Annotated in this window: 16 protein-coding genes and 1 pseudogene; 11 read left to right on the top strand and 6 right to left on the bottom strand. The window is 65.0% G+C overall.

The genetic code is table 11. The annotated features are described in order from the left end of the window. Positions 1 to 40 precede the first annotated feature (40 nt). Positions 41 to 589, bottom strand: coding sequence for a cupin domain-containing protein (locus HAP48_RS25970; protein ID WP_018273259.1), 549 nt, complete (start codon positions 587 to 589; stop codon positions 41 to 43). A 159-nt stretch (positions 590 to 748) separates the two neighbouring features. Here HAP48_RS25970 and aptA point away from each other — a divergent pair, with 159 nt between their 5' ends. The 7 genes from aptA to HAP48_RS26005 all read left to right on the top strand — a co-directional run bounded on the left by aptA (position 749) and on the right by HAP48_RS26005 (position 7,302). Then, the gene (gene aptA, locus HAP48_RS25975; RefSeq protein WP_175612294.1) at positions 749 to 2,089 is read left to right on the top strand and encodes an omega-aminotransferase AptA; all 1,341 of its coding nucleotides are present in this window, start codon (positions 749 to 751) and stop codon (positions 2,087 to 2,089) included. Positions 2,090 to 2,196: 107 nt separating this feature from the next. Further along, complete coding sequence (locus HAP48_RS25980; protein ID WP_166208890.1) at positions 2,197 to 3,462, top strand: D-amino acid dehydrogenase; 1,266 nt, start codon at positions 2,197 to 2,199, stop codon at positions 3,460 to 3,462. 78 nt (positions 3,463 to 3,540) lie between these two features. Then, positions 3,541 to 3,987: a GNAT family N-acetyltransferase gene (locus HAP48_RS25985; protein ID WP_166208887.1), complete on the top strand. Its 447-nt coding sequence runs from the start codon at positions 3,541 to 3,543 to the stop codon at positions 3,985 to 3,987. 224 nt (positions 3,988 to 4,211) lie between these two features. Beyond that, positions 4,212 to 5,246 (top strand): IS110 family RNA-guided transposase, encoded by a 1,035-nt coding sequence (locus HAP48_RS25990; protein WP_166203463.1) that lies wholly within the window; start codon positions 4,212 to 4,214, stop codon positions 5,244 to 5,246. 617 nt (positions 5,247 to 5,863) lie between these two features. Further along, entirely contained in the window at positions 5,864 to 6,307 is a 444-nt protein-coding gene (locus tag HAP48_RS25995) for a hypothetical protein (RefSeq protein WP_166208884.1), read from the top strand. Between the two features lie 51 nt (positions 6,308 to 6,358). Continuing rightward, positions 6,359 to 6,544, top strand: coding sequence for a hypothetical protein (locus tag HAP48_RS26000; RefSeq protein ID WP_166208881.1), 186 nt, complete (start codon positions 6,359 to 6,361; stop codon positions 6,542 to 6,544). Between the two features lie 158 nt (positions 6,545 to 6,702). Continuing rightward, entirely contained in the window at positions 6,703 to 7,302 is a 600-nt protein-coding gene (locus HAP48_RS26005; protein ID WP_166208878.1) for a hypothetical protein, read from the top strand. Between the two features lie 21 nt (positions 7,303 to 7,323). Here HAP48_RS26005 and HAP48_RS26010 read toward each other — a convergent pair whose 3' ends face one another. The 3 genes and pseudogenes from HAP48_RS26010 to HAP48_RS26020 form a co-directional block, all read right to left on the bottom strand. Then, the gene (locus HAP48_RS26010) at positions 7,324 to 8,187 is read right to left on the bottom strand and encodes a fumarylacetoacetate hydrolase family protein (protein WP_166208875.1); all 864 of its coding nucleotides are present in this window, start codon (positions 8,185 to 8,187) and stop codon (positions 7,324 to 7,326) included. Between the two features lie 64 nt (positions 8,188 to 8,251). Continuing rightward, positions 8,252 to 9,535: pseudogene (locus HAP48_RS26015) on the bottom strand (MFS transporter). Positions 9,536 to 9,660: 125 nt separating this feature from the next. Next, positions 9,661 to 10,128 carry a cupin domain-containing protein gene (locus HAP48_RS26020; RefSeq protein ID WP_166208872.1) on the bottom strand — a complete coding sequence of 156 codons (468 nt, stop codon included), beginning with the start codon at positions 10,126 to 10,128 and terminating at the stop codon, positions 9,661 to 9,663. Positions 10,129 to 10,353: 225 nt separating this feature from the next. On the opposite strand from HAP48_RS26020, the gene HAP48_RS26025 reads away from it, so the two are divergent. After that, the gene (locus tag HAP48_RS26025; protein WP_166208869.1) at positions 10,354 to 11,052 is read left to right on the top strand and encodes a FadR/GntR family transcriptional regulator; all 699 of its coding nucleotides are present in this window, start codon (positions 10,354 to 10,356) and stop codon (positions 11,050 to 11,052) included. A gap of 280 nt (positions 11,053 to 11,332) precedes the next feature. Here HAP48_RS26025 and HAP48_RS26030 read toward each other — a convergent pair whose 3' ends face one another. Then, positions 11,333 to 11,983: a TetR/AcrR family transcriptional regulator gene (locus HAP48_RS26030; RefSeq protein WP_210292678.1), complete on the bottom strand. Its 651-nt coding sequence runs from the start codon at positions 11,981 to 11,983 to the stop codon at positions 11,333 to 11,335. Between the two features lie 151 nt (positions 11,984 to 12,134). On the opposite strand from HAP48_RS26030, the gene HAP48_RS26035 reads away from it, so the two are divergent. The 3 genes from HAP48_RS26035 to HAP48_RS26045 are packed head-to-tail and all read left to right on the top strand — an operon-like array spanning position 12,135 to position 15,946. Further along, positions 12,135 to 12,632, top strand: coding sequence for a (2Fe-2S)-binding protein (locus HAP48_RS26035; protein ID WP_166208865.1), 498 nt, complete (start codon positions 12,135 to 12,137; stop codon positions 12,630 to 12,632). Then, positions 12,629 to 13,675 (top strand): FAD binding domain-containing protein, encoded by a 1,047-nt coding sequence (locus HAP48_RS26040; RefSeq protein WP_166208862.1) that lies wholly within the window; start codon positions 12,629 to 12,631, stop codon positions 13,673 to 13,675. Before HAP48_RS26035 ends, HAP48_RS26040 begins: the two co-directional genes overlap by 4 nt. Positions 13,676 to 13,678: 3 nt before the next feature. Continuing rightward, on the top strand, positions 13,679 to 15,946 hold the full coding sequence (locus tag HAP48_RS26045) for a xanthine dehydrogenase family protein molybdopterin-binding subunit (RefSeq protein WP_166208859.1): 2,268 nt from the start codon (positions 13,679 to 13,681) through the stop codon (positions 15,944 to 15,946). A gap of 192 nt (positions 15,947 to 16,138) precedes the next feature. Here the strand turns inward: HAP48_RS26045 and HAP48_RS26050 are convergent, their stop codons facing one another. Next, positions 16,139 to 16,786, bottom strand: coding sequence for a cupin domain-containing protein (locus HAP48_RS26050; protein ID WP_166208856.1), 648 nt, complete (start codon positions 16,784 to 16,786; stop codon positions 16,139 to 16,141). Positions 16,787 to 16,967 lie beyond the last annotated feature (181 nt).

Here is a 16,967-nt window from a genome sequence, read left to right on the forward strand (position 1 = left end):
CGGCCCTTGCGCCTTGGGTCGCCGGCGGCGCGCGCCGGGTTCAAAATGTCGGCGGTGTGCAGGCCGAGATCACCTCGCACGGCTTGGCGCCGATGCAGCGGAAGCGGTGCGGGCGGCGGCTTTCGAAATAATAGGCGTCGCCGGCGTTCAGCACCCGACGCTCGTCGTCGACCGTGACCTCGAGCCGGCCCGAGACCACGATGCCGCCTTCCTCGCCCTCGTGCACCAGCGGCACCCGGCCGGTGTCGCTGCCGGGCTCGTAGCGCTCCTTCAGGATCTGCAAGGCCCGGCCGAACAGGCTGTCGCCGATCTGGAGGTAGGAGATCGGCTTCTTGCCGATCTCGGTCAGCTCGTCGGCGCGGTAGAACGCCTTGCGCGGCCGCTCCGGCTCGATCGCGAAGAACTCGGCGAGCCCCATCGGGATGCCGTCGAGGATGCGCTTCAGCGCGCCGACCGACGGGTTCATCTGGTTGGATTCGATCAGCGAAATCGTCGAATTGGTCACGCCGGAGCGCTTGGCGAGTTCGCGCTGCGACAGCTTGTGCCGCGCGCGGATGAATCGCAGCCGTCCGCCGATGTCGACGCTCATGACAGTCCCTTTACAGTCCCTTTGGCAAAATCGCTGTTGCAGGTGTTGCGGATCGAACAAATCTTTGCAGACCGCCTCAACAAGATCAATGGCTTGCCGTGCGACAGAAAAGGACTTGTTGAGTGCCGGGAAGAGTGGTCCGACTAGGCATCGTCAGCAATGGAGCGCGCCGTGACCGTTCATCAGATTCCGAACACCATCGAGACCGAATCGCTCTGGATGCCGTTCACGGCCAACCGGCAGTTCAAGAAAGCGCCGCGGCTGTTCTCCTCCGCCAAGGGCATGTACTACACCTCGGTCGACGGCCGGCAGGTGATCGACGGTTCCGCCGGTCTCTGGTGCGTCAACGCCGGCCATGGCCGCCCGCAGATCGCGTCCGCGGTCGAGCGGCAGCTGACCACGCTGGACTTCGCGCCCTCGTTCAACATGGGCCACCCGCTGGCGTTCGATTTCGCCGAGCGCCTCGCCGAGATCGCCCCGAAGGGGCTGGATCGCATCTTCTTCACCAATTCGGGCTCTGAATCGGTCGACACCGCGCTCAAGATCGCGCTGGCCTATCATCGCGCCGCTGGCCAGCCGACCCGCACCCGTCTGATCGGCCGCGAGCGCGGCTATCACGGCGTCGGCTTCGGCGGCATGTCGGTCGGCGGCATGGTCGCCAACCGCCGCCAGTTCGCGACCCATCTGCCCGGTGTCGACCATATCCGCCACACCCATGATATGGCGCGCAACGCCTTCGCCAAGGACATGCCGGATCACGGCGCCGAGCTTGCCGACGACGTCGAGCGGATGGTGGCGCTGCATGGCGCCGACACCATCGCCGCCGTGATCGTCGAGCCGGTGCCGGGCTCGACCGCGGTGCTGCCGCCGCCGAAGAATTATCTGCAGCGGCTGCGCGAGCTCTGCACCAAGCACGGCATCCTCTTGATCTTCGACGAGGTCATCACCGGCTTCGGCCGCCTCGGCACGCCGTTCGCCGCCAACTTCTTCGGCGTGACGCCGGACATGATGACCACCGCCAAGGGCATCACCAATGGCAGCGTGCCCTGCGGCGCGGTGTTCGCAACCCGTCAGATCCATGACGCGCTGATGACCGGCCCCGAGGGCATGATCGAGCTGTTCCACGGCTACACCTATTCGGCGCATCCGGTGGCCTGCGCCGCCGGTATTGCCACGCTTGACATCTACAAGGATGAAGGCCTGCTGACCCGCGGGGCCCAGATGGCCGACTATTTCCGCGATGGCCTGCATTCGCTGAAGGGGCTGCCGAACGTCGTCGACATCCGCAATATCGGTCTGATGGGTGCGGTCGAAGTCGCGCCGCGCGATGGTGTCGTCGCCGCGCGCGGCTATGACCTCATGGTCGACTGCTTCAACAGCGGGCTGTATCTGCGCATGAGCGGCGACTCGCTCGCGGTGTCGCCGCCCTTGATCGTCGAGAAGAAGCACATCGACGACATGGTCTCGATCCTGAGCGATGCCATCAAGCGCGTGGCCTGATAATTGCTAGCAAATTAGCCGCTAGCACTACAAATTGCTGTCGCCGTTGCGGAGCAGAGTGGTTTCGCAGCGGCGATTGCGTTTGTTGCTGCAGGATGTGAGGAAAAGTGAAGGTCCTTGTTCTCGGCAGTGGCGTGATCGGCGTCACCTCGGCCTATTACCTTGCGCGCGCCGGCCACGAGGTGACGGTGATCGACCGTCAGCCGAAGCCCGCGCTGGAAACCTCGTTCGCCAATGCCGGCGAAGTGTCGCCGGGCTATTCATCGCCCTGGGCCGGTCCCGGCGTGCCGGTGAAGGCGGTGAAGTGGCTGCTGATGAAGCACGGCCCGCTGGTGATCCGCCCGAAGCTCGATCCCGTGATGTGCCTGTGGCTTCTGAAGATGCTGCGCAACTGCACCACCTCGCGCTACGCGGTGAACAAGAGCCGGATGATCCCGATCGCGGAATACAGCCGCGACTGCTTGCAGGCGCTGCGCAATGACATCGGCATCCGCTATGACGAGCGCGCACGCGGCACGCTGCAGCTGTTTCGCGAGCAGGCCCAGCTCGATCACACCGGCGACGACATCGCGGTGCTCAAGCAATATGGCGTGCCGTTCGAGGTGCTCGACCGCGAGGGCTGCATCAAAGCCGAGCCTGCGCTCGCCTCTGTGAAGCAGAAGTTCGCCGGCGGACTTCGATTGCCGCATGACGAGACCGGCGACTGCCACATGTTCACGCAGGCGCTGGCGCTGGAAGCCGAGAAGATCGGCGTGCGCTTCAGCTTCAACGTCGGCATCGACGGTCTGAATGCGGACGCGACCCGGATCACCGGCGTTGCGACCAGCGCCGGCATGATGACCGCCGATGCCTATGTTCTGGCGCTCGGCAGCTACTCGCCGCATCTGGTGCGGCCGCTCGGCATCTCACTGCCGGTCTATCCGGTGAAGGGCTATTCGATCACGGTGCCGATCAAGGACGCCGCCGGCGCGCCGGAATCGACCGTGATGGACGAGAGCTACAAGGTCGCGATCACCCGGCTCGGCGATCGCATCCGGGTCGGCGGCACCGCCGAGATCTCGGGCTATTCGACCAAACTCTACGCCGCGCGGCGTGCGACGCTGGACCATTCGCTGACCGATCTGTTCCCGCGCGGCGGCGATCTTCCCAAGGCCACCTTCTGGTGCGGCCTGCGCCCGATGACCCCGGACGGCCCGCCGGTGATCGGCGCGACGCGCTTTGCCAATCTGCATCTCAACACCGGTCACGGCACGCTCGGCTGGACCATGGCCTGCGGCTCGGGCCGGGTGCTAGCCGACATGCTCTCCGGCAAGAAGCCCGAGATCGACACCAAGGAGCTGTCGATCAAGCGCTACGATCAGCGATTCGGGTAACGGCGTTTTCCAGACGCCGTCCCACGCGCGGATACCGGTATTGCCGGTGTGCCGGCTTCATCGAAGGAAGCAAAGTGAATGCAGACGCAGCAGACCGTTGCCGGATACGAGATATCGACCGATGCAGGCCGCCTGAACCTGGATGTGATTCATACGTTCCTGGCAGAGCAGAGCTACTGGTCGCCGGGCGTTCCAAGATCGATCGTCGAGCGCGCGATCGAGAATTCGCTCTGCTTTGGTGTCTATCATGGCGCTGCGCAAGTTGGCCTTGCGCGTGTCGTCACCGACAAATCGACTTTCGCATTGCTTGCCGACGTGTTCATCCTGGAGGGACATCGCGGCAAGGGTCTGTCGAAGTGGCTGATGCGTTGCGTTGTCGAGCACGAAGACCTGCAAGGCCTGAGGCGCCTCCTGCTCCTGACGTCGGACGCGCACGGATTGTACCGCCAATTCGGCTTCGAAGCGCTCGGCAATCCATCCCGTTTCATGGAAGTTGTTCGCCCGGATATCTATCGGTCGCGTTGATGGTCTCGTCAGGTGGTAAAACCAGCCGCCTCCTCTGAATATCGCTGTTCGGTTTGTCGGCGCGGTAGCAAGCGTAGATGGGTAACGGCCGGCCGCCCGCTCGCTACGGCGCGATTTGGAAGCGCGCTCGCGAGCGGCCTGTTGGTTGGAAGGCGGTCGTCCCTCAAACTGATGGTGTCAACGGAGTCGGGCAAGCCCGCTCCAAGCATCATTAAGGGACGACCATGTACCACTATGCAGGAATCGACGTGTCTTTGGAATGCTCGAGCGTCTGCCTTGTCGATGGGACGGGTAAGATTTTGCGCGAGGCGAAGGTTGCGAGCGAGCCGGAGGCCTTGATCGGCTGGTTCCGGTCGCTGGGGTTGGTGCTGGAACGGATCGGGCTGGAGGCTGGTCCGCTGTCGCAATGGCTCTACGCAGCGATGCGGGATGCGGGCCTGGCAGTCGAACTGTTGGAGACGCGGCACGTCCGCGATGCCTTCAAGGCGATGCCGGTGAAGTCGGACCGCAACGATGCCCGCGGGATCGCGCAACTGATGCGGCTGGGCTGGTTCCGGCCGGTGCACTGCAAGTCGATCGAAGCGCAGGAGACGCGGGCGGTTCTGACGGCACGCAAGCTGCTGCAGTCGAAGCTGCGCGACATCGAGAACAGCCTGCGCGGCGTGCTCCGCGGCTTCGGTCTGAAGGTCGGCCCGACCACCGAGCGCACGTTCGCCGAACGCATCCGGGAGCTCGTAGCGGGCCATCCTGGACTTGAGGTGGTGGCCCAGGCACTGCTCGAAGCCCACGCCGTGCTGCGGCGCGAGTTCAATGGCCTGGATAAGCACACCCAAAGGCTCGCCAGGTCGCACCCGCAGGCGAAGCTCTTGATGACGACACCGTCCGTCGGCCCGATCGTGGCGCTCACCTATGCCTCGGCGATCGACGACCCGAAGCGCTTCCGGTCATCGAAGGCGACGGGAGCGCATTTTGGCCTCACCCCGAAGAAGTACCAATCGGGCGAAACCGACTATACCGGCCGCATCAGCAAGATCGGCGATGCCTCCGTGCGCGAGGCGCTCTATCAGGCGGCTCATGTCATGCTGACCAAGCCGGTCAGGAACTGCTCGGCGCTGAAGGGCTGGGCGATGCGGATCGCCCGGCGCGCAGGCATGCGCAAGGCCAAGGTGGCGCTTGCACGCAAGCTCGCCGTGATCCTGCATCGCATGCTCGCCGACGCCAAACCGTTCAACCCGATGGCCAAGGCCTCGGCAACCTAAGCAAGGAGCAGCAATCGGTTCCGGGCGGGCCACGACACCAGGCTCTCCCTGAGCGAGGTCCCTTCGCCGGGACGATGGATCCGGTCAGGCCGCCATCCGGGAAGTGGCTCACAACCACGCTTCCGTAGATTGGCCGGCCGGCTCCTCAATGCACCCCATCAGGCGACGGCCACCGCGCCGATCCCGTACAGAAGCAAGTGCCCGGCGACTGGATCACGCAAAAAGGGATTGACTTACCAAGGCCCGTTACAGAAGCCCGGATGAGCGAAGCGACATCCGGGTTTTGCGTCCCGTTCCCGCACAACATCGTCGCAGGAGCCTCGCTTCGAGCGAGGCCTTCTGATGCGAAATTGTGAAACAACCCGGCACGACGGCCGGGCTGGATCATGAATATTCACTAGTTTGCAATACCGGCATCTAACGAGATTATCGCCGTCCAGTCTGTGCACTTCAGCACACTTGTGCGGGCTTATGCGGTTCATATGCCGCGGCGTGCGCAGCGCTCTCGAATTCATATCCCGCCCTGAAGATATTGAGCCCGATGCAAGCGCTCCCGCGGACGCCAGGCCGCCGAGGCTCTGCTGCACGCGCGAGCGCGAACGGGAACAGGTGATGTCATGTCTTCGCTTCAGATTACCGCCGGCGACCGGATCATCGAGCCGATGATCGCGCTGGCCGGCTGCACGACCCAGCAGCGTATCGTCGTGGCCGGCTCGAAGAGCATGGAGTTGATGTTCGAGCTGCACCGGCGCGGCTATCTGCGCGCGACAGCGACCGGCAATTGCGGCCGTCCGGTCGGCCAGTACGATGCCGCGCTGGTCGACTGGCGGCGTCGTACGCTTCCTGCGCTCGAGCCGGCACTGGACTGGCTGGCGAATTTCCTCAGCGCCCGGGCGGTGCTGGTGGTCTGGGTCGACGCGCAGAAGGCCTCGGCCAACCAGAGCCTGCGCGCCTCGCTGGAGCGGCGCGGCTTCGTCGTCGAGCAGGGCATCGTGCATCAATACGGTTGCGCGCTGTCGGCGCGGCGGTCGCAGGCCCATCCGATGCAGCTGGCGGCCTGACGCGCCACTGGTTGCGCCATGGCGAACGCGGTTTGCCGGAAGGAATTTCATATGTCCAAGGTACGACGCGCCGTGATTCGCGAATGGATGTTGCTGGCCCGCGAGAAGCGGCAATCCGGCCAGCAGGCAGCAGCCTTTGCAAAGGCGGCGTCGCAGCGGCACAACCTGCCGCGCAGCCGGCGCACGCCGCACGCGATCATCGTGGGATGGCTGTGGCCGCGCACCGGACGTCCGTAAGAGCGTTTTCCAGCGAAGCCTGAGGCGGGATGGACACCGGTTCGCGTCAAGAAAATGCGTCAAAACAAGTCTGGAGCCCCGTTCCGAATCCATCGGAATTGAAAAGGCTCCAGGGCGGCCGCCGCTCCGCCGGCGCGGGGTGGGCGGAGGAGTGATCGATGCAGATCCGTGAGCTTGAGTTGTTCTCCCGCGCGCCTCGCGGCGCGGAAGACCTGGTTGCAGACGTCGCGCAGTCGACCTCCGGCGCTGCTGCGCGCAGCGCGGCGGCGCTCGCGCAGGTATGCTGCGACATTATTGCCGGTGAGGGGCCGACCGTCGCCGGCCGGGCGCATTTCTCGCGAACGATCGACGCCGACGACGCAACATTATGCGCGCGCATTCTCTGTGTCGCAGGCCGCGCAGGCGTTTCGGTCAGTCGCGCCGAAGCCGACGCATTGTTTGCGATCGACGCCGTCGGGAGCGAACGATGCGACGACGGACGTTTCGATGATTTGCTTGCGAAGGCGGTGCTGCATCATGTGATGGGGGCGGCCGGCGCATCGATCCCCCGCCGCGAGCAGGCGCTGGCCCGCGAGAATCCATTGGGTGCCTGGGGATCGGCGATCGTGCTCGCCGCGGAGCCGCGATCCTGGCTCGTGGCTCATCTTGACTGGATGAAGCAGTCATCTCCGGCCGCGCGCGCAATCGACGCGGTGCTTCATATCAATCCGGCCGGGCCCCGGCTGCCGCTCGGCGTTCTCTTCAACATGGCGGCCTGAGCGAACTCCGATCATTCGAAACTACTGGAAGGTATTGGTCAGCGTTCCCAGATGGCTGATCGAGATCGATACGGTGTCGCCGGCGCGGAGAAATTTGGGCGGATTGAAACCCAGGCCGACTCCGGCCGGTGTGCCGGTTGCGATGATATCACCGGGTTTCAGTGTGAGACCTGCGGAGATGATTGCCACCAGGGTCGGGATGTCGAAAATCAGGTCGCGCGTATTGGCGTTCTGGCGCAATTCCCCGTTCACCCAGCATTTCACGTCGAGGTTTTCGGAGTCGACGTCTTCGCGGGTGGCGATCCAGGGTCCCATCGGACAGAATGTGTCCAGTGCCTTGCCGAGGAACCACTGCTTGTGATTGCGCTGGCGATCGCGGGCGGTGACGTCGTTCACGATCGTGTAGCCGAAAATGTGATCGTAGGCGTGCTCCGGCTTGATGTCTCGGCCTTGCTTGCCGATGATCAGCGCAAGCTCGGCCTCGTAATCAACACTCGATGTAATGTGCGCATGCAATTGGACGACATCGTTCGGTCCCACCACGGTACTTGCGGGTTTGGTGAACACCGCGGGATGGCTGTCGATTTCGGCGCCTTTCACCGCGCCTGCCTCGTAGCCGCTGTTTGAGAACTCCCGCGCATGCTCGCGATAATTCTTGCCGACGCAGAATATGTTGCGGAGTGGGGCCGGGATCGGCGCCAGCAACCTGACGTCGGCGAGTGAATGGGCCGGCGCATCGCCGGCTGCGACGCCGCCGATGTCGTCGATGCGTTCGATTGCGTCGACCATGTCGCTGACGCCGGCAATTGGAACAATGGTTGCTTCGGCCTGGTCAATACGGCCGATTCGAATGGCGCCGTTCAGGGCATAGCGAGCGAGCTTCATAAATCCCTCTTGGTTTGTCGGTTGCGGCGGCGCACGACAGGTACGCCGCCGTGTCGGTGCTGCGTCAGGCGGCGAGCGAGCGCCCCTTGGTTTCGGGCAGCAGGAGTGCTGCGACAATGATCAGCCCGTAGGCGGCCAGCGTGAATATCCCGATGGCCTGGCCAAGCGGCATGGTCGCACTGATGTAACCGACGAGGGCCGGAAACAGCGCGCCGATGGCGCGGCCGACATTGAAGCAGAAGCCGATGCCCGAACCGCGTACGCTGGTCGGATAAAGCTCGTTGAAGAACGCCCCGATGCCGCTGTAGATGCCCGAGGCGAAAAAGCCGAGCGGTGCGCCGAGGAAGAACAGGACGGAGTCGCCGATCGGCAGGAACATGTAGGCGAAAACGGTGAATATCGAGCAGACGGCGAACAGGACGAAGTTTCTCCGACGTCCGAGGATGTCAGTGAGATAGGCGCTGACCACGTAACCGAGAAATGAAGCCACGATGATGATGGCGAGAAAACCGCCGGTGCCCAGCACAGACAGGCCGCGCACCGTCTTCAGGTAGGTCGGCAGCCAGATCATGATGGCGTAGTAGCCGCCCTGGGTGCCGATGGTCAGCACCGACGCCAGGACCGTGGTTCGCTACAACGACGGTGCAAATATCTTCAGGAAGCTCGGCCGGGCTTCCTGGCCGCTGGCATAGCGGCGCTGAGCGTCCACGAACAGCGTTGGCTCGTCGACGAAGCGACGGACAAAGAACACAGAGACCGCGGGCAGAATTCCGATCGCGAACAGCGCGCGCCAGGCGACAGTCTCGGGAAGGAATGTGAACAGCACGGTATAGGCGATGACCGCGACGCCCCAACCGACCGCCCAGCCCGAATGCACGATGCCGTTGCCCTTTCCACGATGTTCGTCGCGGATGATCTCGCCGATCAGCACGGCGCCCGCCGCATATTCGCCGCCGAAGCCGAAGCCCTGCAGTGCGCGGAACAGGAAGAGCTGCTCATAGGACGTTGCGAAGGCGCACAGGAAAGTGAAAACCGAGAACCACAGGATCGTCACCTGCAGCATGCGCACGCGGCCAAAACGGTCAGCAAGAATGCCGACCAGCCAACCGCCCAGCGAGGACGCGAGCAGCGTTGCGGTCGCGAGCAGGCCTGCATCTGCGCGGCTGATCGACCAAAGCGCGGTGAGCGTGGCGATCACCAGACTGTAAAGCTGCACATCCATGGCATCGAGGGCCCAACCCGTAAAGCAGGCCCAGAATGTGCGGCGTTCCTTGGCGGAAAGTTCATGGTACCATCCGAGAACGGCGCCAGTCCGTTCCTCGGTGGTGTTGGCGATTTGCTGCGACATCAATCCTCCCCCCGTATTTTTTGTCGAGCGCATGCGATCGCGCCGGCGCGTGCCGGCGAGATTCGCCGCTGTCTCGATTCCATCGGTATGAAGCGCGGCGTTCCGCGTCGGGCCGCCGCGTTAGCTCACGATGCGTGCTCGAGCGCCTTGCCCCATTTCAGGCCCCAGTCGTCGCCGAGCAGGTCGACGACCTTGCCGTCCTTCTCGTAGAACTTGTTGGGAATCTGAAAGATGGCGATCATCAGTCCGCCTTCCGGCGTCCATGCCGAATGACGGCTGCCCGCCGGGCGCCACACGAACTCGCCGGGACCGCAGGACAGACCTGTCTCCGGTCCTTCCTTGTCGACCAGACGGCCCTCGATCATGAAGGTCTGTTCGAGCATGACGTGCTCGTGGTCGGGGAGCTCGGCGCCCGGATCCATCTTCAGCAGCACCGTAAGCAGGCCGGAAGCCTTGTCGACCATAAGCGTCTTCACGTGACAGCCTGGATAGCGGATCGGCTCCCAGGGCATATCGTTGGCGTGCACGAGGCGTGAGGCAAGCGGTCCCAGGCCTTCGTGGTTCTTCGCGTTGGGCGTGAATGCGGAGGTCATGTTTTTTCCTTCCCTGCAGACGCATTGGCTTTGGTGTGCTTGATCATGAACCAATTGAACCAATGTCTGATTGCTATGCTGGCATGGGTATATGGATGCGTCAAGCTTCGCTATAGAATTCGCAGCTGACTGCGTCATCGCTAAAGTAACGCGATTAAACGATTTGGCTTAGATTGGTATAGATGGTATAGCGAACATGACGGCAATGGTTTGCGGATCAATCCGATGAGCATCGAAGTTTCACAGCGCATGCCCAAGCAGACATCGGCTGATCGCCTGCTGCTGTCACTCCAGGAAGCGATCGACGTCGGTCGCTGGAAGCCCGGCGAGCGGATTCCCACCGAGCGCGCGCTGTCGGATCACTATGGTGTTGCGCGCAATACCATCCGTCGCGCGTTGCAGCAGCTCGAGGACGCGGGACGTATCGTCCGCCATGTCGGCCGCGGCACCTTTGTCGAGCAGGGCAAGCGCACGCAGCCGAACGACCTCGCGCACCGCATCGAGAATGCGAGCCCGGCGGAGATCATGGAGGTGCGCCTGATGATTGAACCGCAGGCCGCCGAATGCGCGGCTGCGCGCGCCAACGGCGCCGAGCTCGACGCCATGGCCGAATGCCTGGAGAAGGGCGAGAGAGCGCCGACAGTGGCAGAATTTGAAATGTGGGACGGTCTATTCCATCAGGCGCTGATTGCCGCATGCCGCAACCAGCTCCTGATCGACATCTACGACGCGATCAACGCGGTGCGCCGCAAGGCCGATTGGGCCGCCCTGAAGGCGCGCGTCGTGACGCCCGCGCGTCGCGCGGTGACGCAAAAGCAGCATCGCGACATCCTGGCAGCTCTGCGCGCGCGCGACGCTCAACGCGCGGGATTGGAAATGAAGAACCATCTGCTCGACGTTCGCCGCAGCCTGGTCGGTTCCTGAGCGGGCCTGTAGCGCCGCGTTCAACTGGATTGAGCGACGGACCGTTGTCGGCTGTAGCCCGGATGAGCCAACGGGTCGCGCGAATGCGCGCCCGATGACAGGCTCCGCGATATCCGGGGCTGCCGGTCCCGCATGTCGCTGCGCTCATGCGGGCTACTGGCGGCACCGGAGAGCCTGATGAAGTTAGCTTGAACCGGAGCAGCCGCAGAAACTTCACCTCTCCCCGATGGGGAGAGGTGAACCGAACCAACGGACCGATTCGATCTAAATTCATCACGCTCTAGCGCGATGGTTTGAGGCTGGCTTTCTTTCGTGCCGGTTTCGACTCTTGCGGGCCCGTCGCCGTGCCCGCCGACTGCACCCGCAAGCCGTCGACGAACACATCGAGCAGCCTGAGCGCCGTGGTCTGCCAGCCCGGCTGGTCGTGCATGTAGCACATGCCGATCAGCGCGCGCAGCACGTCCTCGGCGCTGATGTCGTTGCGGATTGCGCCGGCCGCGACCGCGCGCGCGAGCAGGGTGCCGATGGCCTTGGTCAGGCGGTCGAACGAATAGGCGTGCAGCTCGCTCGAGCCGGCCGCCACCAGTGCAAGTGCTGCGACCATGCCCTTCTTGGTGGCGACGAATTCGACATTGGCGCGCAGCCAGCGCCGCAGCGCGTCGACCGGCTCGGGCGCGCTTTGCAACTGCTCGGCAAGGTCGCCGAGCTGCTCGACCTCGCGGCGATAGACCGCCTCATACAGCGCCTCGCGGGTCGGGAAGTGGCGATACAGCGTGCCGATGCCGACGCCGGCGCGGCGCGCGACGGCCTCGAGGCTCGCCTCGCTGCCGCCGGCCGAGAACACAGCCTTCGCCGCCTCCAGCACGCGCTCGCGATTGCGCACGGCATCGGCGCGCGGCTTGCGAGCCATTTCTGTCGATGGACCGGCCATTGCTTTTTCTTCTCGCCCTCCCTTGTAAACGGAGGGCGCCTCCGTATATGGCGACCAGCACCCGGCCTGACAAGGCGCGCCGATCACCGATCGGCGGCCACGGGACGGCGTTGCCCTGATTCAACCGACCATACACGGATCGGAGCCCCGCATGAATCTCCCACTCAGTCTCACCATCAATGGTGTCCGCCGGGAAATTGTCCTCGACGACCCCCGCGTCACCCTGCTCGACCTGTTGCGCGAGCGGCTCGACCTGACCGGAACCAAGAAGGGATGCGACCGCGGTCAGTGCGGCGCCTGCACCATCCTGGTCGACGGCCGCCGCATCAATCCCTGCCTCGCGCTCGCCGTCAGCCATGACGGCGCCGAGATCTTAACCATCGAGGGCGTCGGGCGCGGCGATCAACTGCATCCGGTGCAGGCCGCCTTCATCGCCCATGACGGCTTCCAGTGCGGCTTCTGCACGCCGGGCCAGATCATGAGCGGCATCGGCCTGATCCAGGAGGGGCAGGCGGGCGACGATCCGGAGCGGGTGCGCGAATGCATGAGCGGCAATCTCTGCCGCTGCGGCGCCTATCAGGGGATCACCGAAGCCGTGCTCGAGGCACAGAGCAACATGACCACTGCAAAACAAAGGCGCTCCGCATGATGAATTTCGATTATGTCAGGCCGGCCAGCGTCGCGGATGCGATCGCGGCGGCTTCCGAAAACGGCGCGACCTATCTCGCCTCCGGCACCAATCTGCTCGATCTGATGAAGGGCGGCGTCAGCCGGCCGAGCCGCCTGGTCGACGTCACGCGGCTGCCCGGGCTCGATCGCATCGAGCATCTCGCCGACGGTAGCTTGCGCATCGGTGCGCTGGTGCGCAATGCCGATCTCGCGCACGACGCGGACTTCGCGCGCAATTATCCCGCGGTCGCCGAAGCGCTGCTGTCGGGCGCATCCGCCCAGCTTCGCAATGCCGCCACCGTCGGCGGCAATCTGATGCAGCGGACACGCTGCGCCTATTTCTATGACGCCGGCAGCGCCTGCAACCGACGCTGGCCGGGTGCCGGCTGCGACGCCTTGAAGGGCGAGAACCGCCTGCACGCGGTGCTCGGCTGGAGCGAGGGCTGCATCGCGACCCATCCGTCGGATTTCTGCGTGCCGCTGGTCGCGCTCGATGCAATCGTCGAGATCGAGGGCAAAAGCGGCCGGCGCGAGCTGCCGCTCGAGGCGCTGCACCGGCTGCCTGGCGAGACACCGGAGCGTGAGACCGCGCTGGAGCGCGGCGACCTGATCGTCGCTCTGCGCCTTCCGGCCGACGCGCAGGGCTTTGCCAGGCATGCCCGCTACATCAAGGTCCGCGAGCGCACCTCCTATGCCTTCGCCGTGGTCTCGGCCGCGGCGGCCTTGCGCATCGCAGACGGCAAAATCCGCGAAGCGCGGCTCGCGCTCGGCGGCGTCGCCGCAAAGCCGTGGCGCACGCGCGAGGCCGAGCAGGTGCTCGCCGGTCGCGCGGCAGATACGGCCAGCTATCGCGAGGCGGCGCGCGCCGCGCTCGCCGATGCAAAGCCGTCCGGCGACAACGCCTTCAAGATCGAGCTCGCGCAGCGCATCGTCGTGCGCGCGCTCACCCTTGCTGCCGCAGGCACGCCGGACCGTATCCCCGCGCTGCCGGGCTCTCCCTTCTCATCCGTTGCAGGAGCGTGACGCATGACAGCTGAACTCAATCTGACCCGCGACCCGGCCCATCTCCGCCATGGCTCGAACATCGGCCAGCCGCTGACCCGCACCGAGGGCGTGCTCAAGGTGACCGGCAAGGCCCGCTATGCCGCCGACAATCATCCGCCCGCCATGGCCTATGCGGTGATCGCGACCAGTTGCATCGCGCGCGGCCGCGTCACCGCGCTCGACGTCGCCGCCGCAAAGCGCCACCCCGATGTCATCGACGTGATGACGCCGGCGCACAAGCCCGAGCTTGCGGAGGATCCCGACGCCAAAGGCAATCCGTTCGCCTTCCGCATGGAGCTGTTGCAGAGCGACGAGGTGCGTTACGCCAACCAGGCGATCGCGGTCGTGATTGCCGAGACGCTGGAGGCCGCGACCGAAGGCGCTGCGCTGCTGTCGCCGCGCTATCAGGTCGAGATCGCACGCGTCGGCCTCGACGCCGGCGAGGCCTATGCACCGCCGGTGGTCGGCATTGGCAATCCGGCCGAGGTTCGCCACGGCGACATCGATGCCGGTCTTGCCGCGGCCTCGAAGCTGACAGATGCAACGTATGAGACGCCGGCGCAGTATCACAACGCGATGGAGCCGCACGCCATCGTCGCGGTGTGGGACGGCGACCGTCTGTTCATCGACACGCCGAGCCAGGGCATGGCAATGGCGCAGATGCGGATCGGCGGGCTGTTCGGCATTCCGCCGGCGAATATCCACATCAACAGCCCGTTCCTCGGCGGCGGCTTCGGCTCCAAGGGACTGGTCTCCGGGCCGCAGGTGCTCGGCATCATGGCGGCCAAGCTGGTCGGACGCCCGGTCAAGCTGGTGCTGCGGCGGAGCCAGATGTATGGCCCGGTCGGCCATCGTTCGGCGACCAGGCAGCGCATTCGGATCGGCACCGACGATGCGGGCCTGTTGATCGCGCTCGATCACGAGGCGCGCATCACGACGTCGAGCTTCGACGATTTCTACGAGCCCGCGGCGGACGCCTCGCACACGCTCTATGCCAGTCCCGCGATCCGGACCGCGCATGAAGCGGTGCGCGTCGATACCGGCACGCCGCTGTTCATGCGCGCACCGGGCGAAGCCACCGGATCGATTGCGCTCGAGAGCGCGATCGACGAGGCGGCGTTCGCCTGCGGTATCGATCCCCTGGAATTCCGGCTGAAGAATTACTCCGAGGTCGAGCCGATCACCGGCAAGCCGTTCTCCTCCAAGGCGCTGCGCCAATGCTACGCGAAGGCCGCCGAACGTTTCGGCTGGGCGGGGCGTCCGCTCAAGCCGCGGCAGATGCGCGACGACAACGGTTTTCTGGTCGGCTGGGGCATGGGTACCGCGACATTCCCGGCGCTGATGTTCCAGGGTAATGCCCGCGCCGTGATCCGCGCCGACGGGCGCGGCGTGATGGAGAGCGGCGCACATGACATGGGGCAGGGCGCCTGGACCGCGTTCACGCAGATCTCGGCCGATGCGCTCGGCCTCGAGCTCGATCAGATCTCGTTCCTGTCGGGCACCTCTGATCTGCCGGATGCCGGTATCGCCGGCGGCTCGGCGCATACCGCAACGGTGGGCGCCGCGATCCACAATGCCGGCGCGGCCGCGATCGCAAAACTCGCCGAACTCGCGACGTCAGACCAGCGCTCGCCGCTGTTCGGCGCCGGCAATGCCGGCGTGGTGGCGCGGGGCGGACGGCTGCATCGCCGTGACGACGATACGCGCAGCGAAAGCTATGCCGAGATCCTGACGCGCGCCGGCGTTGCCGAGGTCGAGGCCAATGGCACCGGTGCGGCCGATCCCGCGGCGCAATCGCAATATGCGATGCACGCGCATGGCGCGGTCTTCGCCGAGGTCAAGGTCGATCCCGAGCTCGGCCAGATCCGCGCCACGCGGCTGGTCGGCGCGTTCGCCGCCGGCCGTATCATCAATCCGCTGATGGTGCAGAGCCAGCTGCGCGGCGGCATGATCTGGGGCCTCTCCTTCGCGCTGCATGAGGAAGCGGTGATGGATCACAGGTCCGGCCGCATCCTCAATGCGAACCTTGCCGAGTATCATGTGCCCGTGAATGCCGACGTGCCGCCGATGGAGGTGATCACGGTCGACGAGCACGATCCGCACGTCAATCCGCTCGGCATCAAGGGCGTCGGCGAGATCGGCATCACCGGCAGCGCCGGCGCAGTCGCCAACGCCGTCTGGCACGCGACGGGGATCCGCGTTCGCCGCTTCCCGATCAAGATCGAGGAATTGGTGATGGGATTGGGGTGACACGGCTCGACGCAATGGCGGAGTAACCATCGTCGTCGTCCCGGCCTAGTGCGCAATTGCGCACGGGAGCCGGGACCCATAACCACCAATGTGAGTTGTGGTGCGACGCCGGGGCCACAGCCTGCTTCAACAACATGACCCTGTGGTAATGGGTCCCGGCATTCGCCGGGACGACGTGGATAGGACCAAGCCTTACCCCGCCGCGGTCACGCAATTCACCCACAGCACCACGGCCTTGGCATCATCAGCCGGGTTGGAAAACCGGTGCGGGCGGCGGCTGGCGAATCTGAAACTGTCGCCCTGTTTCAGGGTCCAGGTCTCGGTGTCCACCGTGAGCGTCATCTCGCCGGAAAGCACGAGGCCGGCCTCTTCGCCGTCATGGGTATAGAACTCGTCGCCGGTGTTGCCGCCGGGCTCGAGATGCACCAGGAACAGATTGAGCCGGCTCTCGCTGCCGGCCGGGCTCAACAGCTGCTTTGAAATTCCGGTGCGCCACAGTTTCAGTTCGGCGCGCTGCACTTCGCGGGTCACGACGCCGCCGGCGCCGTCATCCCGCGGCGTTGCGCCGAACAGCGCGGCGATGCCGACGCCGAGCACGTCGGCGAGTGTCGCCAGCACACGCAGCGAGGGCGACGACAGGCCGCGCTCGATCTGGCTGATGAAGCCGATCGATAGATCAGTGCTCGCGGCGACCACCTCCAGCGACATCTCCTTGCTGCGGCGCAGGTCGCGGATGCGGCGGCCGACCGCGAGATCCATCGCCGGCTCGGCCGGTTTACCGGCCGGTTTTTTGGCGGCGCGGCGTGCCGTCGCAGGCCTCGCTGCCGCGCCTTTGCGCATTCTCTTGCCGCCGCTCACGTCAGTCCGCTTCCTTCATGTGCATGAAAACCGCTTGCATTGACCGCGGTTTCGTGACCACAATTTCATACTGGTGAAAATAGGCCGGAACGGCGTCGCCCGCAACATCTAGCTTGAACAGCGGGGCGATGCGGCGCCGGCGGCCAGCTTCGGGAGGTGGTGC

This window comes from Bradyrhizobium septentrionale, assembly GCF_011516645.4.
GTDB classification, from domain to species: Bacteria; Pseudomonadota; Alphaproteobacteria; order Rhizobiales; family Xanthobacteraceae; genus Bradyrhizobium; species Bradyrhizobium septentrionale.